Source organism: Variovorax sp. VRV01 (assembly GCF_014852545.1).
GTDB classification, from domain to species: Bacteria; Pseudomonadota; Gammaproteobacteria; order Burkholderiales; family Burkholderiaceae_C; genus Variovorax; species Variovorax beijingensis_A.
Map to the genome: position 1 here is coordinate 1 of NZ_JACVBS010000032.1, position 25166 is coordinate 25166.

25 protein-coding genes are annotated in these 25166 nt (G+C 69.4%); 6 read left to right on the plus strand and 19 right to left on the minus strand.

Annotation, left to right across the window (positions count from 1 at the left end; genetic code table 11):
• On the minus strand, positions 1-417 hold a 417-nt coding region (locus IB278_RS32055; protein WP_318646727.1), incomplete at its 3' end, for a ring-opening amidohydrolase.
• A 145-nt stretch (positions 418-562) separates the two neighbouring features.
• Complete coding sequence (locus IB278_RS32060) at positions 563-1468, minus strand: LysR family transcriptional regulator (protein ID WP_192328193.1); 906 nt, start codon at positions 1466-1468, stop codon at positions 563-565.
• A gap of 136 nt (positions 1469-1604) precedes the next feature.
• Between IB278_RS32060 and IB278_RS32065 the strand changes: the two genes are divergently transcribed.
• From IB278_RS32065 to IB278_RS32075, 3 genes are read left to right on the plus strand one after another with little or no spacing between them, the layout of a single operon-like run.
• The gene (locus IB278_RS32065; RefSeq protein ID WP_192328196.1) at positions 1605-2750 is read left to right on the plus strand and encodes a ligase-associated DNA damage response exonuclease; all 1146 of its coding nucleotides are present in this window, start codon (positions 1605-1607) and stop codon (positions 2748-2750) included.
• Positions 2747-4402, plus strand: coding sequence for an ATP-dependent DNA ligase (locus IB278_RS32070; RefSeq protein WP_192328199.1), 1656 nt, complete (start codon positions 2747-2749; stop codon positions 4400-4402). Before IB278_RS32065 ends, IB278_RS32070 begins: the two co-directional genes overlap by 4 nt.
• The gene (locus IB278_RS32075) at positions 4399-7164 is read left to right on the plus strand and encodes a ligase-associated DNA damage response DEXH box helicase (RefSeq protein ID WP_192328202.1); all 2766 of its coding nucleotides are present in this window, start codon (positions 4399-4401) and stop codon (positions 7162-7164) included. The genes IB278_RS32070 and IB278_RS32075 overlap by 4 nt, the downstream gene beginning before the upstream one ends.
• 6 nt (positions 7165-7170) lie before the next feature.
• On the opposite strand, the gene trxC is transcribed toward IB278_RS32075, so the two are convergent.
• Positions 7171-7620, minus strand: a complete 450-nt coding sequence (trxC, locus tag IB278_RS32080; RefSeq protein WP_145739674.1) for a thioredoxin TrxC — start codon at positions 7618-7620, stop codon at positions 7171-7173.
• 76 nt (positions 7621-7696) lie between these two features.
• Between trxC and pdeM the strand changes: the two genes are divergently transcribed.
• Positions 7697-8380, plus strand: coding sequence for a ligase-associated DNA damage response endonuclease PdeM (gene pdeM / locus IB278_RS32085; protein ID WP_192328205.1), 684 nt, complete (start codon positions 7697-7699; stop codon positions 8378-8380).
• Between the two features lie 115 nt (positions 8381-8495).
• On the opposite strand, the gene IB278_RS32090 is transcribed toward pdeM, so the two are convergent.
• The 3 genes from IB278_RS32090 to IB278_RS32100 are packed head-to-tail and all read right to left on the minus strand — an operon-like array spanning position 8496 to position 10561.
• Complete coding sequence (locus IB278_RS32090; protein ID WP_145739678.1) at positions 8496-9020, minus strand: TPM domain-containing protein; 525 nt, start codon at positions 9018-9020, stop codon at positions 8496-8498.
• Between the two features lie 2 nt (positions 9021-9022).
• The gene (locus IB278_RS32095; RefSeq protein ID WP_145739680.1) at positions 9023-9955 is read right to left on the minus strand and encodes a TPM domain-containing protein; all 933 of its coding nucleotides are present in this window, start codon (positions 9953-9955) and stop codon (positions 9023-9025) included.
• Between the two features lie 12 nt (positions 9956-9967).
• Positions 9968-10561: a LemA family protein gene (locus tag IB278_RS32100; RefSeq protein WP_145740549.1), complete on the minus strand. Its 594-nt coding sequence runs from the start codon at positions 10559-10561 to the stop codon at positions 9968-9970.
• 56 nt (positions 10562-10617) lie between these two features.
• Here IB278_RS32100 and IB278_RS32105 point away from each other — a divergent pair, with 56 nt between their 5' ends.
• Positions 10618-11370, plus strand: a complete 753-nt coding sequence (locus tag IB278_RS32105) for a hypothetical protein (RefSeq protein ID WP_145739681.1) — start codon at positions 10618-10620, stop codon at positions 11368-11370.
• Here IB278_RS32105 and IB278_RS32110 read toward each other — a convergent pair.
• The 12 genes from IB278_RS32110 to IB278_RS32165 form a co-directional block, all read right to left on the minus strand.
• Entirely contained in the window at positions 11367-12185 is an 819-nt protein-coding gene (locus tag IB278_RS32110) for an ABC transporter permease (RefSeq protein ID WP_225613308.1), read from the minus strand. The genes IB278_RS32105 and IB278_RS32110 overlap by 4 nt on opposite strands.
• Positions 12182-13075 carry an ABC transporter permease gene (locus tag IB278_RS32115; protein WP_209501047.1) on the minus strand — a complete coding sequence of 298 codons (894 nt, stop codon included), beginning with the start codon at positions 13073-13075 and terminating at the stop codon, positions 12182-12184. Before IB278_RS32115 ends, IB278_RS32110 begins: the two co-directional genes overlap by 4 nt.
• Before the next feature lie 34 nt (positions 13076-13109).
• Positions 13110-14225 (minus strand): ABC transporter ATP-binding protein, encoded by a 1116-nt coding sequence (locus IB278_RS32120; RefSeq protein ID WP_192328208.1) that lies wholly within the window; start codon positions 14223-14225, stop codon positions 13110-13112.
• On the minus strand, positions 14222-15268 hold the full coding sequence (locus IB278_RS32125) for an ABC transporter substrate-binding protein (RefSeq protein ID WP_225613309.1): 1047 nt from the start codon (positions 15266-15268) through the stop codon (positions 14222-14224). The genes IB278_RS32120 and IB278_RS32125 overlap by 4 nt, the downstream gene beginning before the upstream one ends.
• A 40-nt stretch (positions 15269-15308) precedes the next feature.
• The gene (locus IB278_RS32130) at positions 15309-16283 is read right to left on the minus strand and encodes an isopenicillin N synthase family dioxygenase (RefSeq protein ID WP_192328211.1); all 975 of its coding nucleotides are present in this window, start codon (positions 16281-16283) and stop codon (positions 15309-15311) included.
• Between the two features lie 5 nt (positions 16284-16288).
• Positions 16289-16993, minus strand: coding sequence for a cysteine hydrolase family protein (locus IB278_RS32135; protein ID WP_145739689.1), 705 nt, complete (start codon positions 16991-16993; stop codon positions 16289-16291).
• Complete coding sequence (locus IB278_RS32140; protein ID WP_192328214.1) at positions 16990-17922, minus strand: ABC transporter permease; 933 nt, start codon at positions 17920-17922, stop codon at positions 16990-16992. The genes IB278_RS32135 and IB278_RS32140 overlap by 4 nt, the downstream gene beginning before the upstream one ends.
• Positions 17919-19070, minus strand: a complete 1152-nt coding sequence (locus IB278_RS32145) for an ABC transporter permease (RefSeq protein ID WP_225613310.1) — start codon at positions 19068-19070, stop codon at positions 17919-17921. Before IB278_RS32145 ends, IB278_RS32140 begins: the two co-directional genes overlap by 4 nt.
• Positions 19063-20595: an ABC transporter ATP-binding protein gene (locus tag IB278_RS32150; RefSeq protein WP_192328217.1), complete on the minus strand. Its 1533-nt coding sequence runs from the start codon at positions 20593-20595 to the stop codon at positions 19063-19065. The genes IB278_RS32145 and IB278_RS32150 overlap by 8 nt, the downstream gene beginning before the upstream one ends.
• A gap of 12 nt (positions 20596-20607) precedes the next feature.
• Positions 20608-21717: a BMP family ABC transporter substrate-binding protein gene (locus tag IB278_RS32155; RefSeq protein WP_192328220.1), complete on the minus strand. Its 1110-nt coding sequence runs from the start codon at positions 21715-21717 to the stop codon at positions 20608-20610.
• A gap of 75 nt (positions 21718-21792) precedes the next feature.
• On the minus strand, positions 21793-22179 hold the full coding sequence (locus IB278_RS32160; RefSeq protein ID WP_145739699.1) for a VOC family protein: 387 nt from the start codon (positions 22177-22179) through the stop codon (positions 21793-21795).
• A 363-nt stretch (positions 22180-22542) separates the two neighbouring features.
• Complete coding sequence (locus IB278_RS32165; RefSeq protein WP_145739701.1) at positions 22543-23547, minus strand: isopenicillin N synthase family dioxygenase; 1005 nt, start codon at positions 23545-23547, stop codon at positions 22543-22545.
• Positions 23548-23749: 202 nt separating this feature from the next.
• Here IB278_RS32165 and rutR point away from each other — a divergent pair, with 202 nt between their 5' ends.
• Complete coding sequence (rutR, locus tag IB278_RS32170) at positions 23750-24472, plus strand: HTH-type transcriptional regulator RutR (RefSeq protein ID WP_192328223.1); 723 nt, start codon at positions 23750-23752, stop codon at positions 24470-24472.
• A gap of 128 nt (positions 24473-24600) precedes the next feature.
• On the opposite strand, the gene rutF is transcribed toward rutR, so the two are convergent.
• Positions 24601-25146 carry an NADH-dependent FMN reductase RutF gene (rutF, locus tag IB278_RS32175; protein WP_192328226.1) on the minus strand — a complete coding sequence of 182 codons (546 nt, stop codon included), beginning with the start codon at positions 25144-25146 and terminating at the stop codon, positions 24601-24603.
• Positions 25147-25166 lie beyond the last annotated feature (20 nt).

The window sequence follows — 25166 nt, forward strand, 5'->3', positions numbered from 1 at the left end:
GCTGACGGCCGTGCCGATCGCCAGCGCGCCCGGGCCGGGCCCGGCGGCCGCGGCGGGCTGCCCGGTGCGCGCGAACACCACGTAGTGCGGGCTCAGCACACCCTCGGTGCCGCCCGACAGGATGCAGGGCAGCTCGCGCAGCAGTTCGGCGGCCGGCCGGCCCAGCCGCGCGGCCAGCAGGCTCATCAGCGTCTGGGTGAAGTAGCCGCGCGTGAAGTCGTTGACACCGCCATTGCCTTCGGTCTTGCCAATCACGGCCACCACCTGGGCGGGCTCGATCACGCCCTCGTCGAACAGCGCGGCGAGCGCCGAGAGGTCGCCCGGATGCGCCATCGGCAGGCGGTGCACGGCCAGGCGCGGGCGCGTGGCGGCCTGCGTCGGCGCAGTGCCTGGGGGAAGGAGGGTGTGGGCGTCCATGGATGCTGCGGTGCAACAGATGAACGCAGTATGGGCAGCCGGGGTGCAAACCTCCAGCGCAATGTTTCGCTCGGACCGAGCGCAAATTGTGTGCAGTGCGCGATTCGCCGCCTTGCCGCTTGAACGGCGCGCGGCCGCAGGCCGCTCAGCCCGGCAGCGCTGCCAGCCGGTTGACCAGCGTTTCCATGAACGACAGCGTGGCGATCGGCAGCATGCGGCCGGCGCGCGCCGCCAGCACCAGCTGGCTGTGCGCCAGCGCCCGGTCCGACAGCGGGATCGACACCAGCTCGCCGCGCCGCACCTCGTTGAGCGTGCCGATCTGGAACTGGAAGCTGATCGCGCCCGTCTGCCGCGTGAACTCCTTGAGCGTCTGCACGGTGCTGGCCTCCAGCGCGACCTGCAGCGCGATGCGCGAGCGCGCCATCACGTCGTCGAGCAGCCGGCGGCTGCCGAACGACCGGTCGCCCAGCGCCACGGTGTATTTCTGGCAATCGGCCAGCCGCAGCGTGGCGCGCCTCGCCAGCGGATGGTCGGGCCGCAGCATTGCGCACAGCGGCTGCGCGATCGCGCTGATCACGCGCAGCGTCTCCGAGGGCTGCGGGTCGTGCACCAGGATCAGTTCCACATCGTCGGCCATCAGCGACGCGACCAGGTTGCCCGTGACGCCCGAGACGATCTGGAACTGCACGCCCGGGTGCGTCTGCTGGTAGTGCGCGATGGTGCCGGGGATCAGGTCGGTCGCGACCGATTCGGCGCAGCCGATGCGCACCGTGCCGCGCACCAGCCCGCGCAGTTGCTCGATCTGCGACTCGGCCGAGCGCATGTCGGCCATGCTGCGCCGCACCGCGGTGATCAGCACCTCGCCCGCTGCCGTGAGGCGCACGCCGCGCGGCAGGCGCTCGAACAGCGGCGTGCCGATGTCGGACTCGATCTCGAGGATCTTGCGGTTGAGCGCCGTCGAGGCCACGTGCAGCTTCTCGGCCGCCTTGCGGATCGACCCCGCGCGCGCGACGGCATCGAGGTAGACGAAGTGGCGAGGCGGATGCAGCATGGGGAGTGAGTGGCGAAGATTGTTCCACAGGGCCATGCACGGCCGGGCCGGCGAAGCGAGCGTAGGCCGCCGCCCACACCGCTTCGCGCCCGGCCTTCGGCACGCGGACCACCGGGCCGGCCTACGATGTCGGGCCATGACCGCGCCGCTGCCCCACAGTTCCGCCTTGCGCCCTGGCGACCTCGTGGTGGCGCGCCCCGAGGGCCTCTACTGCCCGCCGGGCGATTTCTACATCGACCCCTGGCGGCCGGTGGCGCGCGCCGTCATCACCCATGCGCACTCCGACCACGCGCGCGCCGGCCACGGCCACTACCTCGCGCACACCGACAGCGCCGGCACGCTGCGCACCCGCCTTGGCGACGGCATCGCGCTGCAGACGCTCGCGTACGGCGAACACATCGAACACTACGGCGTGCGCATCTCGCTGCATCCGGCCGGCCACGTGCTGGGCTCGGCGCAGGTGCGGCTCGAACACGGCGGGCGCGTGTGGGTGGCCTCGGGCGACTACAAGACCGAGCCCGACGGCACCTGCGCACCCTTCGAGCCCGTGCCCTGCGACACCTTCATCACCGAGTCGACCTTCGGCCTGCCGATCTACCGCTGGCCCACGCAGGCGGCGCTGTTCGCAGAGATCGACGCCTGGTGGCGCACCAATGCCGAGGCCGGCCGCGCGTCGGTGCTGTTCTGCTATGCCTTCGGCAAGGCGCAGCGCATCCTGCATGGCGTGGACGCCTCCATCGGGCCGATCGTGGTGCACGGCGCCGTGGAGCCGCTCAACGCGGTGTACCGCGCCGCGGGCGTGGCCCTGCCGCCGACGCTGCGCGTGACCGATGCGGGCGTCGATGCCGCGCTGCTCAAGCGGGCGCTGGTGCTGGCGCCGCCCTCGGCCCAGGGAACGCCGTGGATGCGCCGCTTCGGCCACCATGCCGACGCCTTCGCGAGCGGCTGGATGCAGCTGCGCGGCACGCGCCGGCGGCGCGGCGTGGACCGCGGCTTCGTGATGTCGGACCACGCCGACTGGCCCGGCCTGCAGCAGGCCATTGCGGGCACGGGGGCCGAGCGGGTATTCGTGACCCACGGCAGCGTGGCGGTGATGGTGCGCTGGCTCAGCGAGAACGGATTGGACGCGCAGGGCTTCAGGACCGAGTACGGCGACGAGGACGACCAGGAAGCTCCCTCCCCTTCCGGGGGAGGGCAGGGGAGGGGGCAGGCGGCGCTCGATGGGGACGCCGAGAGCCCCCATCCCAACCTTCCCCCGGAAGGGGAAGGAGCAAAGGCATGAAGGATTTCGCCGCGCTCTACCGCGAGCTCGACGCCAGCACCTCGAGCCTTGCCAAGCAGGCTGCGCTGCAGCGCTACCTGCGCGAGGCCGATCCGGCCGATGCCGCGTGGGCCGTGTACTTCCTGGCTGGCGGCAAGCCGCGCCAGCTGGTGCCCACCAAGCTGCTGCGGTTGCTCGCTCAGGAAGCCGCGGGCCTGCCCGAATGGCTGTTCGACGAGAGCTACGAGGCGGTCGGCGACCTGGCCGAAACCATCGCCCTGCTGCTGCCGCCGCCCACCGAGGTGCACGACCTCGGCCTGGCGCGCTGGGTCGAGGAGCACCTGCTGCCGCTGCGCGAAGCCGGCAAGGCGGCGCCCGACGAACTCCCCGCGCGGCTGCGCGCGCAGTGGCGCCAGCTCGCGGCCGAGGAGCGGCTGGTGTACTTCAAGCTCATCACCGGCGCCTTCCGCGTGGGCGTGTCGAAGCTGCAGGTCACGCAGGCGCTCGCGGGCGTGGGCGGCATCGATCCCAAGCGCGTGGCGCAGCGCCTCATGGGCTACACCCACATCGGCGGCCGGCCGCGGGCGGAAGACTACCGCGTGCTGATCGCGCCGGAGTCGGGCGCGGAGCAGGTGCAGAAGACCAGCGGTCAGCCCTACCCGTTCTTTCTCGCGCATGGCTTCAACCTGCCGCTCGAACAATTCGATGCCGTGCTCGGCCCGCCGGCCGACTGGATCGTCGAATGGAAGTGGGACGGCATCCGCGCGCAGCTGGTCAAGCGCGCAGGCGCCGCATGGCTGTGGTCGCGCGGCGAAGAGCTGGTGACCGAGCGCTTCCCCGAGCTGGCCGTGCTGGGCGATGCGCTGCCCGACGGCACGGTGCTCGACGGCGAGATTGCCGTCTGGCGCGACGACCGCGTGCAGCCCTTCGCGGAGCTGCAGAAGCGCATCGGCCGCAAGACGCTGGGCGCGAAGCTGCTGCGCGAGATTCCGGTGGTGCTGCTGGCCTACGACCTCCTCGAATGGGAAGGGCGCGACCTGCGCGCGCTGCCGCAGTCGCAGCGCCGGCTGCTGCTCGACGAGCTCGTCACGCGCATGCAGCATCCCTCGCTGCTGCCGAGCCCGATGCTCACCGGCATCGAGTGGAGCGACTTCGCACGCCAGCGCGAGGCGGCGCGCAGCCTGGGCGTGGAGGGCATGATGCTCAAGCGCCGCGACGCGCAGTACGGCGTGGGCCGCACCAAGGACGTGGGCGTGTGGTGGAAGTGGAAGATCGATCCGCTCAGCATCGACGCCGTGCTCGTCTACGCACAGCGCGGCCATGGCCGGCGCGCGAGCCTCTACAGCGACTACACCTTCGCCGTCTGGGACGGTCCGCCCGAACAGGAAGGCCGCAAGCTCGTGCCATTTGCCAAGGCCTATTCGGGCCTCACCGACGCCGAGATGGCGCGCGTGGACGCAATCATCCGCAAGACCACGGTCGAGAGCTTCGGCCCGGTGAAGAGCGTCAAGCCCACGCTGGTGTTCGAGCTGGGCTTCGAAGGCATTGCGCGCAGCACGCGTCACAAGAGCGGTATCGCGGTGCGCTTTCCGCGCATGCTGCGCTGGCGCGAGGACAAGCCGGTGGTGGAAGCGGACACCCTGCAGACGCTGGCCGCGCTGCTGCCGTCATGACCGAGCGACCGGACCCCGCATTTCTCCCTCCCCTTCCGGGGGAGGGCCGGGGTGGGGGCCAGCGGCGTATCAAGGATCCGCCGCCTCTCGAAGGCCGCGTGCCCCCATCCCAGCCTTCCCCCGGAAGGGGAAGGAGCAGGGCAGCAGCAGTCAAGGCGGCGCTCGACGCCTGGTTTGCAGCGCGCGGCTGGAAGCCTTTCAAGTTCCAGCGCGACGTGTGGAAGGCCGTGGCTGCAGGGCGTTCGGGGCTGCTGCATGCGACCACCGGCGCAGGCAAGACCTACGCCGTGTGGCTCGGCGCGCTGCAGGCGTTCTCGTCCGCAGCGCCGCCTTCCTCGCGCAGCGGAAAGACCACGCCGCCGCCGCTCACCGTGCTGTGGATCACGCCCATGCGCGCGCTCGCGGCCGACACGCTGCGCGCGCTGCAGCAGCCGCTCGAGGCGATGGATGCCCAGGGCATCGACGTGCACCGCTGGAGCGCCGGCGCGCGCAGCGGCGACACCTCGCCGGCCGAGCGCAGCGCGCAGAACGAGCGCCTGCCGACCGTGCTCGTCACCACGCCAGAGAGCCTGTCGCTGCTGCTCGCGCGCGCCGATGCCAGCGAGGTGCTGGGCCGCGTGAGGATGGTGGTGGTCGATGAATGGCACGAGCTGCTCGGCAACAAGCGCGGCGTGCAGGTGCAGCTGGCGCTCGCGCGGCTGCGGCGCTGGAACCCGGCGTTGTGCGTGTGGGGCATGTCGGCCACGCTGGGCAATCTGCAGGAGGCCATGCACGCCCTGCTGGGACGTGAACAGGGCGTGCTGGTGCAGGGCGCAGTGCCCAAGAAGTTGATTGTCGATTCGCTGCTGCCCGGCCGCGCCGAGCGCTTTCCGTGGGGCGGCCACCTGGGCCTCACGATGCTGCCGCAGGTGCTCGACGAGATTGCCGCCAGCAGCACCACGCTGGTGTTCACCAACACGCGCTCGCAATCGGAGATCTGGTACCAGGCGATGCTCGAGGCGCGGCCCGAATGGGCCGGCATCATCGCGCTGCACCACGGCTCGCTCGACCGCGCGGTGCGCGAGTGGGTCGAGCTGGGCCTCAAGAACGGCGAACTCAAGGCCGTGGTCTGCACCTCGAGCCTGGACCTGGGCGTGGACTTCCTGCCGGTCGAACGCGTGCTGCAGATCGGTTCGCCCAAGGGCGTGGCGCGGCTGCTGCAGCGCGCGGGGCGCTCGGGCCATGCGCCGGGCCGGCCCTCGCGCATCACGCTCGTGCCCACCCACAGCATCGAGATGGTCGAAGGCGCCGCGGCGCGCGCGGCCATCGCGGCCGGACACATCGAGGCGCGCCACACGCCGGTGCAGCCGCTCGACGTGCTGGTGCAGCATCTGGTCACGGTGGCGCTCGGTGGCGGTTTCGTGCCCGACGAGCTGTATGCCGAAGTGCGCGGCACCGCCGCCTATGCGGATCTGTCGCGCGAGAGCTGGGCGTGGTGCCTGGCCTTCGTCTCGCAGGGCGGGCCTTCGCTGGCCGCCTACCCCGACTACCGGCGCGCGGTGCCTGATGCAGAGGGCGTCTGGCGCGTGCCGGACGCGCGGCTTGCGCGGCGCCACCGCATGAACATCGGCACCATCGTGAGCGATGCCAGCATGGCGGTGCAGTACATGGGCGGCGCCAGGATCGGCAGCGTCGAGGAAGGCTTTGTCGCGCGCATGAAGCCCGGCGACTGCTTCCTGTTCGGCGGCCGGCTGCTCGAGCTCGTGCGCATCCACGACATGACGGCCTGGGTGCGGCGCGCCACCGGCAAGCGCGCCGCGGTGCCGCGCTGGAACGGCGGGCGCATGCCGCTGTCGACCACGCTGGCCGATGCGGTGGTGCAGCAGCTCGCGCTGGCCGGCGAGGGGCGCTACCCATCGCCCGAGCTGCAATGCGTGCGGCCGCTGCTCGAGATCCAGCAGCAATGGTCGGCCCTGCCCACGCCCGAGACCCTGCTGGCCGAAACGCTCGCCACGCGCGAAGGCTCGCACCTGTTCCTCTATCCCTTCGCGGGGCGGCACGTGCACATGGGGCTTGCGAGCCTGCTGGCCTGGCGCGTGGCGCAGCACGAGGCGCGCACTTTCTCCATTGCAGTGAACGACTACGGCTTCGAACTGCTGAGCGCCACGCCGGTCGACTGGCCCGCGCTGCTGCCGCAGGTGCTGCGCCTGCCGCAGGGCGAGGATGCGCATGCCACGCTGCTGCACGAGGTGCTGGCCTCGCTCAACGCGGGCGAACTGGCGCAGCGCCGCTTCCGCGAGATTGCGCGCGTCTCGGGGCTGGTCTTCCAGGGCTATCCGGGAGAGAAGCGCAGCAGCAGGCAGCTGCAGGCCTCCTCGTCGCTGTTCTGGGAGGTGTTCCGCAAGTACGACCCGGCGAACAAGCTGCTGCTGCAGGCCGAGCAGGAACTGCTTGCGCAGGAACTCGAGATCGGGCGCCTGGGTGCCAGCCTCGCGCGCATGGCGACTCAGCAGCTGGTGCTGAAGCCGCTCGAGCGGCCCACGCCGTTCTCGTTCCCGCTCATGGTCGAACTGTTCCGCGAAAAGCTGTCGAACGAGAACGTGGCCGACCGCATTGCGCGCATGGTCGAGCAGCTCGAAAAGGCCGCGGGCGGCGTGGTCACGGCCGGGGGCGTGGAGCGCGTGAAGCGCACGCTCGCATTCGGCCAGGAAGGGCCGGGCAAGCCGCCGGCCGCGCCGCGCCGCGAGCGCAGGCGGCCGTCACGGTCCTTGCCGCCACTGTGAGCCTGCTCAGCCCGCGCCGTGCGCCTTGACCCAGCGCACGATGTCCGCCGCGCCCATGGCGCCGGCCTGGCGCGCCACTTCGCGGCCGCCGCGGAACAGCGCCAGCGTCGGGATGCTGCGGATGTTGAAGCGCGCGCCCAGCGCCGGCACGGCTTCCGTGTCCACCTTGGCCAGCCGCACCTGCGGTTCGAGCTGGGCCGCGGCCTGTTCGTAGCCCGGCGCCATCTGGCGGCAGGGGCCGCACCAGGGCGCCCAGAAGTCCACCAGCACCGGGATTTCATTGCGTGCAATGTGGCGGTCGAAGGTCTTTTCGTCCGGCAGCGCGGTGGAATGGCCGGTGAACAGCGCGCGGTGGCAGCTGCCGCAGTCGGGCGCACTGCCCAGCTGCGCGGCGCGCACGCGGTTGGTCGTGTGGCAGTGCGGGCAGACGATGTGCAGCGAAGGCGTTTCGGTCATGACGAAGAACTGGGGTCCGCGGGGTGAATTGCAAGACGGCCGCCGGCCCGGCCGTCTTTTGCGACACTCGTGGCCCGTGACCGCTTCGAATCTCCCCGCATCGGCGCTCCCCGTCCAGTGGGCAGGCGAACTGTTGCACCTGTTGCCCGAGCATGCCGTCTGGTGGCCCGAAGGCCGCGTGCTGTTCATTGCCGACCTGCACATCGGCAAGGCCGCGACCTACCGCGCGCTCGGCCAGCCGGTGCCGGGCGGCACCACGCAACAGAACCTGGCGCGGCTCGACGCGCTCGTCGCGGCCCATGCGCCGCAGCGCATCGTGTTCCTTGGCGATTTCCTGCATGCGGCGCAGGCGCGCACGCCGCAGGTGCTGGCGGCGCTGGCCGCCTGGCGCGCCGCGCACGCCTCCGTCGGCATGGTGCTGGTGCGGGGCAACCACGACAGCCGCGCGGGCGATCCGCCCGCCGCGCTCGGCATCGAGGTGGTCGACGAGCCCTATCTGCTCGGGCCTTTTGCCTGCTGCCACCATCCGCAGGCGCATGCCACGCACTTCGTGCTCGCGGGGCACCTGCATCCCGTGTGCAGGCTGCACGGCCCGGGACGCGACAGCGTGCGGCTGCCGTGCTTTGCAAGCGATGCGCAGCAGGCCGTGCTGCCGGCCTTCGGCGAGTTCACGGGCGGGTGGCTGATGGAGCGCGCGCCGGGGCGGCGTTTCTATGCGGTGGGCGGCGCGGCCGTGTGGGCGCTGCCGTCATCGGAGTAAGGATTTAGCTCCTTCCCCCTCCGGGGGAAGGCTGGGATGGGGGCAGGCAGAGCGTGCCCAGTGTCGACGCCGCTTGCCCCCTCCCCGGCCCTCCCCCGGAAGGGGAGGGAGAAATTCAAAGAACCACGGGCTCGTCGGGCAGCTCGTTGGTGTCGGGCTCGTTCTCGCCCAACGGAAAATGCGCCACCAGCAAGGCCGACATCTCTTCCAGCGCCTGCGTGAGCCCGTCCTCGAAGCGGCCTTCGCGGAAGGCCGCGCCCATGCGCTGCGCCATTGCGGCCCATTCGGCATCGTCGACGCGCGCGTCGATGCCGCGGTCGGCCACGATCTCGATCGCATGCTCGGCCAGCAGCAGGTAGATCAGCACGCCGTTGTTGTGCTCGGTGTCCCACACGCGCAGCTTGCCGAACAGCGTGACGGCACGCTCGCGCGCCGAAGCATCGCGCCGCAGGTAGGACCATGGCAGGCCCGCCTCCACGCAGATGCGGATCTCGCCGCTGTGGCGGCGCTCACTCGCGGCCACGCGCGCCGCGAGGCGTTCCATGGCGGCATCGGGCAGCACGCGCCGCACATCGGCTTCATCCATCCACTGGTGGCGCCAGATGCGGGCCAGCTTCGAGAAAAGCGTTGCCGTTGCCATGCCTACCAGTCCCCCGAGGCGCCGCCGCCCCCGAAATCGCCGCCGCCGCCGGAGCTGAAGCCACCGCCGCCGCCGCTGCTGCCGCCGCTGCTCCAGCCGCCGCCACCGCCGCCGCCCCAACCACCGAAGCCGCCACCACCACCGCCGCGGCGTCCCGGGCTCGTCGCAGCCACGGCCGAGAACAGCGACACCATCAGCGCCGCCAGGCCCGCCAGCACCGCGATGACGATGCTGGTCGTGATGAGGAAGGCAATCACGCCGATGCCGCCGCCCATGACCACCGAGCCCAGCTTCTTGCCGACGATCGAGCGCACGATCGGCGCCGCGATAAAGACGCCCACGAACAGGAAGATCGCGAGGTTCTCCCAGTCGATGCCTTCGCTGGAATCCTTGCCGCCGTCGCCACTGGAAGGCGCGGGCAGCGCCTCGCCGTCGACCAGCCCGATGAGCCGGGCCACGGCCGCGTTCAGCCCGCCCGCGAAGTCGTTGTTGCGAAAGCGCGGCTTCATCTCCTCGTCGATGATGCGGATGGCCGCCAGGTCGGGCACCGCGCCCTCGAGCGCCTTGGCCACTTCGATGCGCATCTTGCGGTCGTTCTTGGCCACGATCACCAGGATGCCGTCGCCGACCTCCTTGCGCCCGATCTTCCAGGCGTTGCCCACGCGGTTGGCATAGCTCGCAATGTCTTCGGGCTCGGTGGTGGGCACCATCAGCACCACCATCTGCGAGCCCTTGCGCTGTTCGAATGCGGCCAGCTTGGCTTCGAGATCGGCGCGCTCGGAGTCGGCCAGCGTCTGCGTCTGGTCGATCACCCGCGCCGTGAGCGCCGGCACCGGCAGCAGGCCCTGTGCCCATGCCGCCGCCGCAAGACCGCCCCATGCGGCCGCAGCCAGCAGGACGGTGGCCAGTGCGCGGCGGAAGAGGGCAAGAGCCATCAGGCGGGCGTCTTACTTTTTAGGTGCACTGAAATCGACCGTGGGTGGCGTCGAGATCTGCGCTTCGTTCTGCACCGAGAAGTTGGGCTTGGGCTGGTAGCTGAAGATCTTGGCCGTGATGTTGGTCGGGAAGCTGCGCGCCAGCACGTTGTACTCCTGCACCGTCTGGATGTAGCGGTTGCGCGCCACGGTGATGCGGTTCTCGGTGCCTTCGAGCGTCACGCGCAGGTCGCGGAAGGCCTGGTTGGCCTTCAGCTCCGGATAGCGTTCCGCCACCACCATGAGCCGCGAGAGCGCTGAGGAAAGCTCGCCCTGCGCCTGCTGGAACTTGTTGAAGGCCTCGGGGTTGTTGAGCGTCTCGGGCGAGACCTGGATCGAGGTGGCCTTGGCGCGCGCCTCGATCACCTTGGTGAGCGTGTCCTGCTCGAAGCTGGCCTCGCCTTTCACGGTGGCCACGATGTTGGGCACCAGGTCGGCGCGCCGCTGGTACTGGTTGAGCACCTCGCTCCAGGCCGACTTGCTGGCCTCGTCGAGCGACTGGAACTGGTTGTAGCCGCAGCCGCTCAGCGACAGCGCCGCCGCAAGAATCAGGAGCCAGCGTTTCATCATCGTCATTTGCATTACCTCCGCAGAAGGAAGCCGAAGTTAGCATAGAAGGCTCCATGGCCCTCGATCCTCTCCATGCGCTGCAAGGCGCGAACCGCGCAGCATTGCCCGCTGCGGCGGCAGGCGCCGGCACGCTGCTGATGGCCGGCGCGACCGGCGCCTTGGGCCAGGAGCTGCTGCGCCGCCTGGCGGGCAGCCACCGCTTCGCCCATGCGCGCGTGCTGGCGCGCGAGCCCATCCGCGACGGGCTGCGCGGCGTTGAAACCTACCTCGCCCCCGGCCTGCCGATCGCGCAATGGCCGCTGGCATCGGCCGACAGCGCGGTCATCGCCTTCGACCCGCCGCGGCTCTACCACGACCGCGAACGCGCGCTCTGGGTGCCGCAGCCTTCGGACCTGCCCGAGCTCGCGCGCTGGCTGCGCGCCTGCGGCGTGCAAACGCTGGCCATCGTGCAGCCGCACGACCAGGGCAGGCTGCCCGAGGCACTCAAGCGCGGCCTTGCGAGCCTCGACGAGCAGGCCGTGGTCGCCAACGGCTTCGACCGCGTGATCCTCGTGCGCTCGGCGCGCAAGCCGCTCAACGCAAAGTTCGCCAACCCCGCCGAAAGGCTCGCGGCGTGGATGCTCTCCATCGTGCGCTTCATGGTGCCGACGAGCGAGCAGCCGGTGCGCGCGTCGAAGGTGGCCGAGCTGGTCGACCTGGCGCTGCGCATCGCGCCGCCGGGTGTGCACGTGGCGGCGCCGGAGCTGGTGTGGGAGGCTGCGCAGGGCGACATGCAGGCCGTGGCGCGCCGCTGGCTCCAGCCCTAGCCGAAACGCAGCGGGCGCAGCCCCACGGTGCGGTCGACCCAGACGACGGCCACCAGCGTGACCACGATGCTCACCGTCGACACGGCCGCAGCCGTCGGGTCGAAGTCCCAGCGCAGGTAGTCGAACAGCTGCAGCGGCAGTGTCGTCATGCCGATGCCCTTGAGCAGCAGGGACATGTTGAACAGGTCGAACGAGATCACGAACGCGAACAGCGCGCCCGTGATGATGCCCGGCTTGATCAGCGGCAGCGTCACGCGCACGAAGGCCTGCCACGGCGAAGCGCCGAGGCTGCGCGCGGCCTGCTCCAGCGAGCCGTCCTGGTTGTAGAGCGACGACGCGACGTTGGTGAACACATAGGGCAGCGTGACCAGCACGTGGCCCACCAGCAGCCCGAACATCGTGCGCGTGCCGACGCCGCTCGCGTACAGGAAGAACAGCAGCGCGATCGCCGTGAGGATCTCGGGCAGCATGAGCGGCAGCATCAACAGCATGCGCAGGCCCTCGCGCAGCCGCGTGGCATGGCGCACCACGTAAAGCGCGCCAGCCACGCCGATCACGGTCGAGCACACGGTCGCGATTGCCGCCACCTGCAGCGAGGTGCCGATGGCGCGCATGAAGGCCTCGTTGGCGAACAGCGCGCCGAACCAGCGCAGCGAGATGCCCTGCGGCGGAAAGGTCAGGAACTCGCCTGCGTTGAGCGACATCAGCACGATCACCGCGATCGGCAGCAGCAGGAACACGTAGACCGCGCCGACGTACGCCAGGCCCATGGCATCGGCCACGCGTGTGGCCAGGGGCTTGCGCTTCGTTCTCATTGCAAGCCCTTCATGAAGCGCCCGGTGAGGCGAGCATAGACCCACACCGCCACCATGCCGCAGGCCGAGAGCACCAGCGCCTGCGCTGCACCGGTGGGCCATTGGAAGTTGTCGATCAGGTTCTGCACCACGAGCACTGACATTGTCTTGACCTGCGCGCCGCCCAGCATCACCGGCGTCACGTAGGCGCTCAGCGTGAGCACGAACACCAGGACCGTGCCCGCCTGGATGCCGGGCCACGACATCGGAAGAACGAGCCGCCAGAACACCTTGAACCGGGAGGCGCCGAGCGAGCGCGCGGCCTGCTCCAGCGTCGGGTCGATGCTCTGGATCACACCCACCAGCGGCAGGATCATGAACGGCAGGAACACATGCACCAGCGCGACTGTCACGCCCAGGCGGTTGTTCATGAGCTGCAGCCCGGTCTCGACCAGCCCGAGATCGATCAGCACGCGGTTGATCACGCCGTTGCCCGACAGCAGGATCAGCCAGCCGAAGCTGCGTACCACCACGCCCACCAGGAGCGGCGACAGCACCAGCACATACAGCAGGCTGCCCCAGCGCGAACGCGTGCGCGCCAGGTGGTAGGCCACGGGGTAGCCCAGCAGCAGGCAGATGGGCACGGTCGTCGCGCCGAGCACAAGCGTGTCGGCCAGCACGCCGAGGATGTAGCCGTCGCCGAGCGCATGGGCGTAGTTGCCGAGCGTGAAGCCCGCGCCATAGGGTGCCCCCACGGCCGTGGGCCGCAGGCTCATGGCGATGATGTTCAGGTAGGGCAGCACCAGGAACACGCCGATCAGCACCAGCGCCGGTGCGATCAGCCAGAACGCGCCGCGTCCCGGGCGCGCCTTGCGCCGGGCGCTGCTGCGCGGCGGCGCTTCGGCTGTCATCACGGCGCTCATTGGCGCACCCTTGGCGCTGCGCTCATGGCGCGGCCACGATGATCCAGGCGTGGCCCGGGTCGAAGGCAAAGGCCGCCTGGGCGCCGGCGTCCATGCGCCGGCCCGGCGACGTCTGCACCAGCAGGCCCTGGCCACCGGCGCACTGCACCGTGTGCTCGACCGTGCTGCCGAGGAAGTAGGCCGACTGCACGCGCCCGGCGTAAGGCCCGTCGTTGCGGAAGCGGATCGCCTCGGGGCGGATCGTCACGTGCACCGGCTGCCCTGTCGCAAGGGGCTGGTCGTGGCTTGCCGGCACGCTGCCGAGTGCGGTGCTCACGCGGTAGGTGGGATATGGACCGGGTTCGTCGGTCAGGCCTTCGACGCTGCCTTCGATGAGGTTCGAGCGGCCGATGAAGCGCGCCACTTCCACGCTGCGCGGGCGCATGTAGATCGCCTCGGGAACGTCGAACTGCAGCAGTTTGCCGCCGAGCATCACGGCCACGCGGTCGGACATCACCATGGCTTCCGACTGGTCGTGCGTCACGTAGAGCGTGGTGATGCCCACGCGCTTCTGCAGCTCGCGGATGAACACGCGCATGTCCTCGCGCAGCACCGCGTCGAGGTTCGCGAGCGGTTCGTCGAGCAGCAGCAGGCGCGGCTCGATCACCAGCGCGCGCGCCAGCGCCACGCGTTGCTGCTGGCCGCCCGAGAGCTGGCGCGGATAACGCTCGGCCAAGGCGGTGAGCTGCACCATCGCGAGCACGTCGTCGATGCGGCGCTTGCACTCGGCCTTGCCGATGCCACGCATCTCCAGGCCGAACGCCAGGTTGCGCCACACCGTCAGGTGCGGAAACAGCGCGTAGTTCTGGAACACCATGCCGATGTCGCGTTTCTCGGGCGGCAGGTCGGTGATGTCCTCGTCGTTCAGGCGCACGCGGCCTTCGTCGGGAAACTCGAACCCGGCCACGCAGCGCAGGGTGGTCGTCTTGCCGCAGCCGCTCGGGCCCAGCAGCGAGATGAATTCGCCTTCCTCGGTCTTGAGGTCGAGGTGCGAGATGGCCGGCGCGGGTGCGTTGTCGAAGTGCTTGCGCAGGCCGTCGAGCGACACCCGCGTGGTGCGGCGGCCCGTGGCGGCGCGTGCGGAGGCGGTTTCGCTCACTTCATCTCCCGGTTCCAGCGGTCGGTGATGGCCGCGACCTGCGGGTTCACCTTGGCCCAGTCGAACTGGAAGATCGACTTCATGCGGTCCCCGCTCACCGGCACGTCCTTGGCAAGGTCGGGCGAAAGCTTCGACCGGGTGTTGGTCGGCGAGGTGAAGAACTCCTTGGCCATCATTTCCTGCACGTCGGGGCGCAGGATGAAGTCGAGGTACTTGTAAGCCTCTTCCTTGGCCGGCGCATTCTTCAGCACGTTGAACGACTGTTCGAAGGCCAGCACGCCCTCGGTGGGCACCACCATCTCCACGGGCACGCCCTTTTTCTGCAGGGCCACGATCTCGGGGAAGTCGATCACCGCCACCGTCACGTCGCCGCGCGTGAGCATGGTCGACAGGGTGCCGCTCCAGTCGGCCTGCGTGAACGGCAGGAGCTTCTTGATCTCGGTGAAGGCGCGGTCGATCGCGTCCTGCGAGCCGCCGTAGAGCTTGGCCGTCATCAGCAGGAACAGCATCGCGGCCGTGTTGCCGATCTGGTAGAGGCCGATCTTGCCCTTGAACTCGGGGTTGCTCCACAGGTCCGACCACGCCTTGGGCGGTGTCTTCACCAGGTCCTTGCGGTAGCCGATGCCGATGGTCGAGACAATGCCGCGCACCCCGTTGTCCTCGGCATTGCGCAGGATCGGGTACACGCTTGCGAGGTTGGGCACCTTGGCCGCGGGAATGGGCTCGAAGTAGCCTTCGGCACGCACCAGGCTTGCGATGTTCTCGTTGACCATCAGGATGCTGTAGGGCGGCTTCGCAACGCCGGCTGCGCGCAGGTTGGCCACGAAGTTCTTGCCCAGGCCAACGTCGAGCGTAGTTTCCACGCCGGCCGATTTCATGAACGTGGGCATCAGGTCGGAGCGCCAGAATTTTTCCCAGCGTCCGCCGTAGGTGTTGACGACGAGGTTCTGCGCGGCGAACGACATGCCCGGCATCGCGAGTGCGGACATGCCGGCTGCGGCGGCCATGGCTTGCAGGCAGTCGCGGCGGGAGAAGGCTTTCATGGTTGCGTCCTGGGAAGAGAAGAAAAGAAGAAGAGGCCGTTCAGGCGTTCGCCGGCTTGCGGTAGGCGTAGTTCTTGTCGAGCCTCTCGAGCAGGTACTCGCCGTAGGACACCGGCTCGTAGCGGGGCGGATGCTGCGCGTCGGTGCAGGTCGGCAGGCATTCAATCAGCGCGTCCATGCCGGGGTCGAGAAAGTAGGGCAGCGAATAGCGGTCGCCCCCCGAGCGGTTGATGACGCGGTGCGGCGTGGACACGAAGCGGTCGTTGGTCCAGCGCGCGAGCATGTCGCCGACGTTGAGCACATAGGTGTCCGGAATCGGCGGCGCCTCGATCCAGTCGCCGCCGCGCGGGCGCACCTGCAGGCCCCCGGAGTCGTCCTGCGCGAGCAGCGTGATGATCCCGTAGTCGGTGTGGGGCGCCGAGCCCATCTGGTCGTCTTCGACCGGCGGCTGCGGGGGATAGTGCAACGCGCGCAGGAAGGTGGTGGGGTGGTCGAAGTGGTGGTCGAGCGCGGTGGCCTCCAGGCCCAGGCTCATCGCGATCAGGCGCACGATGTAGCGGCCGAGTGCGTCGACCTCGCTCACGTACTGCGTCATGGCGGGTTTGAAGCCCGGCAGCCATCCGGGCCACTGGTTTGGCCCCTGCATCGGCAGGCCGGCGAGAAGGCCTGCGTCGTCCGGCGGCAGTTCGTGCATGAGCATCAGCGATTCGCTCATGTTGGGCCTGGTGACCCTGGCCACCGACGAGGTCACGATGGTCGAGGTGGCCATGCCCATGTAGCCGCGATGGAAGGCATTGATCGCGAGGGAGCGCTTTTGCTCGAGGGTGGAGGCGTGGAACTCGCGCGAGGCCGCAAAGGCCGCGTCGCGCGTGGCGCGCTGTACGGTGTGTCCCGAGATGTAGGCAAAGCCGATGGTGCTCAGCGCTTCGTGAAGCTGCAGGGCCGCCTTCCTGGCAGAGGGAACGCCCGGGTCGAGGTTGCCGCCAAGGTCGACGAGGGGAATGGAGTTCAGCATCGGTGTCAGCGAATCGGGTTGACGGAAGAACGGAGGCCGCCGCGCCATCGGCCCAGCAGCTCGTGCGAGTCCATGACCAGCCCCAGGTGCAGCGACACCATCGCAAGCGCCGCGCCTTCCAGATGCGCATCGGTGCCGCGCACCAGGTCGCGCAATACGATCACGCGGTAGTTGCGGTTGCTGGCGTCGAAGGCGGTGTTGAGCACGCAGCAGTCGGTGAAGCCACCGTTGAGCACCACCGTCTCGATGCGCTGGTTGCGCAGCAGGAAGTCGAGATCGGTCGGGTAGAAGGCCGAGAGGCGCCGCTTGCTGTCCACGCGCATGTCGCCGGGCGCAACGCGCGTGACCCACTCGGTCCACTTCGAGCCTTCGATGGCGTGCGCGTCGGCATTCGGTATTGCGCCCACGTGCAGCGGAAAGGTGCGCCGCCATGCGGACGGAATGCCGTGGACGTCGTCCACGCCGCCGGGCCGCAGCACCGACCTGATGTGCACGATGCGAACGCCCAGCGCGCGCACCGCGTCATGGAAGGTGTCGATGGGCGCCACCACGTCGCGCGCCCGCGGGGCGGGGCAGGGGCAGTCGGGGCTGTCGTCCAGGTGGCCCCGGTGCATGTCGATGGACACGACCGCGGTGGTGGCCGGGTCCAGGTAGTCGGCGAACTGCGCCGCGTCGAGCTCGCGCTCCTCGTTGTAGACCCAGGCCTTCATCGGCGCTCTTCCCGCACATAGGGTTGGCCCAGCGCACCGGGTTCTTCGTCGGCGCCGCGCCGCGAGAGCGCGACCCACACCATCACCCCGAGCGTCACCGCATAGGGCGTCATCATCACGAAGTACTGCGGCAGCTGCACGCCGGCCGCCGCGAGCTGCGGGATCAGCGCCTCGATGCAGCCGAACAGCAGTGCGCCCGCGAGCGCCTTCCACGGCGACCAGCGCGCGAAGATCACCAGCCCCACCGCGATCCAGCCGCGCCCGCCGGTCATGCCCGCGATCCACAGCTTGGTGCTGACCACCGAGATGTATGCGCCCGCCAGCCCCACCAGCGCCGCGCCCGCGAGCACCGCGGCCAGCCGCCACATGGCAACGCGGATGCCGGCCGCATCGGCCGCCTGCGGGTTCTCGCCCACCGCGCGCAGCCGCAGCCCGGCCGAGGTGCGCGAGAAGAACCACGCCACCGCCAGGAAGATCGGCAGCGTGAGCCAGACCATCGCGTTCTGCTCGAACAGCCGGCCGGCGCCGGGCAGGAGCGACAGCGGCCACAGCGCCATCGCGCCGATGCCCTCGGTGGCATGGTTGGTCCATTCGGCCAGCGAGCCGACGAGTGCCGTGAGGCCCTGGCAGAAGAACACCAGCGCGAGCCCCGCGATCACCTGGTTCACGCGCAGCCAGATCACCATCACCGCGAACAGCAGCGACACCGCGCTGGCCGCGAGCATCGCCATCACCAGCGACACGGCCGGCTGCCCCATGGCAAGCTGCGCGCCGATGCCCGCGAGCGCTCCGACCAACATCAGCCCTTCGGCGCCGAGCGACAGCACGCCCGCGCGCTCGCTGATGATCAGGCCCAGCGCCGCGAGCGCATAGGGCACCGCGAAATCGGGCGTGCTCGCGAGCCAGTTCAGCACGATGCCGCCGCTCATTGCACAGCCTCCGCACCCACGCGCCGCAGCCGATGGCGAATGAAGAAATCGCTGGCCGCCACGCACACCACGATGATGGCCTGGATCAGCTGCACCATCGAGAACGGCACCTGGTAGAACACCTGCAGGCTGCGGCCGGTGACGAACAGCGCCGCCACCAGCAGCGCCACCACGGTGGCCGCGAGCGGGTTGTTGCGCGCAAGAAAGGCAATCAGGATGCCCGAGAAGCCGTAGCCCTGGTAGAAGGCCTGCGTGAGCCGCCCTTCCTGCCCGGCGGCCACCGCAAGGCCCGCGAGCCCGGCCATTGCGCCCGACAGCAGCACGGCACCGTAGATGGTGCGGCGCACCGGCACCCCATTGGCATGCGCCACGCGCGGATTGGCATCGACGAAGCGCAGGTACAGCCCGGCGCGGCTCAGGCCCACCAGCCACCATGCGAAGAGCGCCACCACGGCCGCGAGCACGATGGCGCTGCTCACGCCGGCGCCCAGTTCGGGCAGCCGCTCGAAGGCGCGGAACTGCGGCGAATAGGGAAAGTTGTCCTTCGGGTCCTTCCAGCTACCGTAGACCAGGTGCAGCAGGAAGTTGGCCGCCATGTAGTTGAGCATCAGCGTGGAAATGATCTCGTTCACGCCGAGCCTGATCTTCAGCCACGCCGGCCCCAGCACCCAGAGCAGCCCGCAGCCGATGGCGGCCGCGAACATCAGCGGCAGGCGCAGCGGCTCGGGGCCGATCTGCCACATCGAGACGGCCGTCGCACCGATGGCACCCCAGATCATCTGGCCCTCGAGCCCCAGGTTCCAGAAGCGCGCGCGAAACGCCAGCGAGCCGGCCAGGCCCACGAGGACCATGGGCGCAGCCTGGAACAGCACGGCGCGCAAGTTCTGGCCGTCGAAGAAGGTCTGCATCACGAACTCGTTGGCGAGCTCGTTGGCGGGAACGCCGGCCGCCACCAGGATGGCGGCGGAAATCGCCAGGCCGACGAGGAGCGCTGCCGCAAGGATCAGCGCCTGCCGCCGCCATCCCATGTGCTGGCGGATCTCCAGCGCATAGCGCCGGCGCGCCAGCGGCTGGCGCCGCACCCGGAGCGCGGCCTCCGGATCGGTCTGCGCCGGCTGCGCGATGGCCGCGAGCGTGGCGTCAACCATGGTCCACCATCGCCTGTCCGATGGCCTGCCGGTCGGCCGGCTGCGCGAATTCGCCGGCAATGCGCCCGCGCGTCATCACGCCCACGCGGTCGGCCAGCTGCAGCACCTCGTCGAGGTCTTCGCTGATCAGCAGCACCGCGGCGCCGCTGTCGCGTGCGGCGCGCAGCCGCGCATGCACCTCGGCGCTCGCGCGCACGTCGAGCCCGCGGCTCGGGCTGTGCGCGAGCACCAGCGAGGGGGCCTTGCCGAACTCGCGCGCGAGCACCAGCTTCTGCGCGTTGCCGCCGGACAGCAGCGCGGCCTTCTGCGCCACCGAGCGCACCCCCAGCACATCGAAGGCGCGAACCGCTTCCTGCGTATCGTCCTGGATGCGGCGCCGCCGCAGATGCCAGGCGGGGCCGTAGCGGCCCGTGTGCACGCGGCCGATCGCGTAGTTCTCGGCCACCGAAAGGCTGCCGGCCAGCGCGAGGCCGTAGCGGTCGGCCGGGATCGTGGCAATGCCCACGTTGCGGCGCTCGGGTGCGGGCATGGCCTTGAGGTCGCCGTGGCCGCTCAGATGGATCTCGCCTTCGAGCGGCCCGCCGGCATCCGGCAGGCCCATGATGGCGCCGGCCAGCTCGCCCTGCCCGTTGCCGCCGACACCGGCCAGGCCGTAGATTTCGCCCGCATGCAGTTCGAGGTCGACGCCATTGAGCACGCGGCGGCCCTCGGGCGATGCGGCCGAGCGCAGGCCGCGCACCGTGAGCCGCACCGGGCCGCGCGGCGACTTCGCGGGCTCGAAGCCCTGCGTGGCAACCGATTCGCCCACCGTGAGCTTCACGAGCTCGGCCACCGAGGTGGCGCCGGGCTCCAGCGTGGCCACCGTGCGGCCGCCGCGCATCACCGTCACGCGGTCGGCATAGGTCTTCACGTCGGCCATCTTGTGCGTGACCAGCACCACGGCAGAGCCGCCGCGCGCGAGGCCCCGCACCGTCTGCAGGAGGCGCGCGGCTTCCTGGTCGGTCAGCACCGCGGTCGGCTCGTCGAGGATCAGGATGCGCGCGCCCGCCAGCAGCACCTTGAGGATCTCGACGCGCTGCTGTTCCGCGATCGACAACGCATCGACGCGCTTCGACGGATCGATCTCGAAGCCCAGCTCCGAGGCCTTGTTGCGGATGTCGCGCGAAATCTCGCGCAGGCGCTCCCCGTGGCTCTGGAACTCGGCCGGCGCGGGCGCGGTGAGCAAAATGTTCTGCGCCACCGTGAACGGCCGCACCAGCTTGAAGTGCTGGTGGACCATGCCGATGCGGTGCCTGGCCGCATCGCGCGGTCCGGCAAAGTGCACCAGGTTGTCGTCGACCAGCAGCTGGCCCGCCTCCGGCGCATAGAGCCCGGCCGCGATGTTCATGAGCGAGGACTTGCCCGCACCGTTCTCGCCCAGGAGCGCATGCACTTCGCCCCAGCGCGCTTCGAAGTGCGCGTCGGTCAGCGCCGCAAAGCCGTCGAAGGACTTGCGGATGCCGGTGAGCTGGAGCGCGTTGGGCATCGGCCGGCCTGCTTACTTCTGCGTGACCACGCCCTTGACGAACCAGTCCATCTTCCAGAGGTCGGCATCCGACAGCACCGCGCCCTTGGCCACGCGCTCCTTGCCGTCGCGGTCGGCGAGCGGGCCGGCGTAGACCTGCTTGCCCTTCATGATCGCGTCGCGCTCGGCCGTGATCTGCGCGGCCTTGTCCTTGGGCACCGCGGGGCCGAAGCCTGCGATGTCGGTGCCGCCGTCCTTCATCTCGATGAAGGCGCCGTACTGGCCGGGCTTCCAGTTGCCGGCCATGATCTTCTTGAGCTCGGGCGTCAGGAAGCGGTCCCACACCCACACCGACGAGCACAGCGTGGCCTTGGGCGCGAACTGGCGCAGGTCGCGGTGGTGGCCGGTGCCGTACACGCCGCGCTCCTGCGCCACGATCTGCGGCGTGGGCGAGTCGACGTGCTGGCCGATCACGTCGGCGCCCTGGTCGATCAGCGCGGCCGCGGCGGCGCGTTCCTTCACCGGGTCGTTCCAGGCGCCGGTGTAGATCACGTTGACCGTGGCGTTGGGGTTCATCTTCTGCGCACCCAGCGCGAAGGCATTGATGGTCCAGTTCACCACGCCGAAGGGGTTGGCCGCCACGAAGCCGAGCTTTCCGCTTTTGGAGGCTGCGCCCGCGGCCATGCCGCAGAGATACTGGCTCTCGTAGGTGCGGCCGTAGAACGATTCGAGATTGCTGCCGTTGGTGGTGCCCGAGCCGTTGAGAAAAGCCACGCCGGGGTACTTGGCGGCCAGGTCCTTGAAGCTGTCGGAGTAGCCGAAGGCGGTGCCGATCACGATGTTGGCGCCGCGCTGGATGAACTTCTCGGCCGCGGGCTTGATGGCCGACGCGTCCTCGGGCACGTTCTCGACGAACTGGATCTTCTGGCCGATCTCCTTCTCGATCTTCACGCGCGCTTCGTCAAAGGCCTGCGTCCAGCCGCCGTCGTTCTTCGGACCGAAGTAGAGCATGGCGATCTTCGGCTTGTCCTTGAGCGTGAAGCCGTCGGCCGCCGCGGCGGGCAGCGCGAACAACGCGCCGCCGGCCGCGAGCGCCGATGCAAGGCCAAGGGCGAAGCCGTGGGTGGGAGTGCGCAGCAGCATGGAGCAACCTTTCGTGGGGAGCGTGTCGAGAGGGAAGGAAGAAGGGAAGGAAGAAGGGAAGGCGCGCCGCGCGCGTCACATCATGAAGTTGATGCGGAACACATTGCCCTCGGGGTCGAGCAGCACCGACTGGTACCAGTTGTAGTAGGTGACGTAGGGCGGCTTCACCAGCGTGGCGCCGGCCTCGAGCGCGACGGGCACCATGCGGTCCACGTCGTCCTTGCTGTCGACGTCGATGTTCAGCAGGAACTTCACGCCACGTGTGTCGGAAAATTCGGCCAGGTGCAGCAGCTCGTAGGCCTCGAGCGCGTTGAAGCCGAGGCTCGACTTGCCGGTGTCGAGCCCGCGGAAGATCGGCGAGCGGATCGCCTCGATCTCGGGGAAGCCGAACACGCGCTGGTAGAAGCCGCTGAGCGCGACCACGTCCTTTGCGAAGACGTTGACGTAGGAGAGATGGGGCATGTCAGGTGCTCATTGCGCGTTCGTGGTGGTTCTGGCGTTCTTGCTCGGGGCGTGTGCACAGATCACCGGGTACTCCCCTCCGCGAATGTCCCCCGGCCTTCGGCCTCCTCCTTGATTTCGCTGCGGGGAGCACCCGATGCTCTGTGCACCTGGACACGCTGCTGTTGCATCGCCGATCAACGACTGCTCTGACCAACGGTCACGTCGATGGGGTGCCTTGCGCAGCGAAATCAAGGGGGAGGCCGAAGGCCGGAGGACATTCGCTTCGCCGCGTACCCCGTCGGCGAGATCGCGCCCTGAACGGCAGTGCCCCAAACCACGCACCAAACACACACGCCGACGAACAGAAAAGCAGGACTTCATCTAGACCGCCACCTTGGTCCCACCAAAGGTCGTCTGCTTCACGAACTTCGACGTGAGATGGTCGCCCGAAGAAATGGGTGCGTACTTCGGCTGCTCGCCCGGCGCGAGGCAGCTCGGCAGGCACTCGACCATCGCGTCGTAGTTGGGCTGGTGAAAGAACACCAGCGACTGGCGGCGGTTGGTGCTGGCCACCTCGAACGGCGGGTTGACCACGCGGTGCAGCGTCGACACCCACTGGTCGTTGGTCCACTGCATCATCAGGTCGGCAATGTTGACCACCAGGCCGCCTTCCACCTGCGGCACGTCGACCCACTGGCCCGCCTTGTTGAACACCTGCAGGCCCTTGTCGTCGGGCAGCACGATGGTGAGGCTGCCGTAGTCGCTGTGCGCGCCCGCGCGCAGCTGGCCCGGCAGCGGCGCTTCGCGCTGCGGCGGATAGCTCAGCACGCGGAACATGCTGATGTGCCTGTCGATCTTGTCGTCGAAGAAGGTCTCGGGCAGCGCAAGGCCGAGCGCGAAGATGCGCATCAGCGAGCGCGAGAGATCGCTCATGGCCTCGAAGTAGCTTTCATAAGCTTCGCGGAAACCGTCGATCGGCGGCCAGCTGTTGGGCTCGAAGTGCGGGCCGGCGGCAGGGCCGCGGTGGTAGTCGTCGTCCGGCACGTTGGAGGGGCCGATGGAAAACGATTCCTTCAGGTCGCCGGGCGCGGCCTCTTCCAGGCTGTAGGAAAGCCCTTCCTCGCCGACCGCGCTGTAGCCGCGCACCGCGTCTTCGCGCGGGCGGTCGACCTTGCGCTTCTCGGCCAGCGGCATGTCGAAGAACTGGCGCGAGAGCCGCGACACGCGCGCGATCAGCTCGGCGGGAATGCCGTGGTTGGTGATGACCAGAAAGCCGATGCTGCGGCAGGCCTCGTCGACCTTGGCCGCAACCTGCGCCTTGCCTTCGGCCGTGCCGGCGAAGTAGGGCGCGAGATCGATGATGGGTACGGACAGCAGGGTGCTCATGTGTCGGTCCTCGTGCTTGGCATGCCTTTCGCCATGCAACGTCTGTGCCAGTTGGACCAAATGGACAAAACGCGTTGGCCGCGTCAGCATGGTGCGTGCCGGCCGTGCCTTGAGGCCGCGCTGGCGCAACGCGATGCACCGCGGCCTTACAGTGGTGCGCGTTGGAAGAAGAGTCCGCAAGTAATCGACGAAGCGAGGGAAGATGCCGAAGACCAAGGCGCTGGCCGCAGCCAGCAGCACCAAGAAGAAGATCCCGGTGAAGGGCCCGGCGCGCGAGCGCGCGAAGCCCGCCGTGCGCAGCGCGTCCGCGGTGAGCCGCAGGCTGCGCCAGATCGAGGACAAGCGCAGCGCCATCCTGGGCGCCGCGCTGGGCCTGTTCTCGCGCTTCGGATTGCATGGCACGTCGATCGACCAGGTGGCGGCGCGCGCCGATGTGTCGAAGAGCAACCTGCTCTACTACTTTGCCAACAAGGAAGAGCTGTACGTCAACGTGCTGCGCGACCTGCTCGCGCTGTGGCTCGAGCCGCTGCGAGGCTTCAGCGCCGAGCAGGACCCGGGCGAAGCCATCGGCGGCTACATCCGCCGCAAGCTCGTGGTCTCGCGCGACCGGCCCGATGCATCGCGCCTGTTCTGCCTCGAAATGATCCAGGGCGCGCCGCTCTTGCGCGACGAGCTCGACCGCGAACTGCGCACGCTGGTGGAGCGCAAGTCGGAGGTCATCCGTTCATGGATCGCCGCCGGCAAGCTCGCGCCGGTCGATCCGCACCACCTGATCTTCGCGCTCTGGGCCATCACGCAGCACTACGCCGATTTCGGCGTGCAGGTGCAGGCGCTGACGGGGCATACGCTGGAAGACCCGGCCTTCTTCGAGCAGACGGTGGAGAACGTTCAGCGCATCGTGCTGCAGGGCATCACGGTCCGCTGAGTCTTGCTCCCTCCCCTTCCGGGGGAGGGCAGGGGTGGGGGCAAGCGGCGTACCTGTTGGGCGCTCTGCAAGCCCCCATCCCAACCTTCCCCCAGAGGGGAAGGAGCCATGCAAACGCCCCGGGACGGTCAGTGCTGCGGCGGCGCCGCGATCTCGTGATAGCGCCGATCGAAATAGATCAGGCTCTGCGCCTTGCCGCCTATGGCAATCGCCAGCGCCTCGCAGAACAGCACGTCGTGCGTGCCCGCGCTCGTAGCCTGCACCACGCGGCAATCGAACGAGGCCGCAGCATCTTCGAGCACCGGCGAGCCCGTGGCCTTGCGGCTCCAGCGGCCCGCGGCAAAGCGCTCGTCCATCGGCGTCTTGCCGCCGAACAGGCCCGAGAGCGCCTGGTGTCCTGCCGCGAGCACGTTCACGCAGAGCACGCCGTTGGCAGTGAACGCGGGGTACACCGAGGCCGAGCGGTTCAGGCACACCAGCAGCATCGGTGGCTCGTCGGTCACGCTGCACACGGCCGAGGCCGTGAAGCCGGCGCGGCCCGCGGGGCCGTCGGTGGTGATGATGTTGACCGCCGCGCCCAGCCGCGCCATGGCGTTGCGGTAGTCGGCCTTGGGCAGCGCGGCAGGCGCGCCGCTCGGCATGACGTGGTGGGGTGCCATTGCGTTCAGCAGCATGAGGAGGAATTCCTGTGACG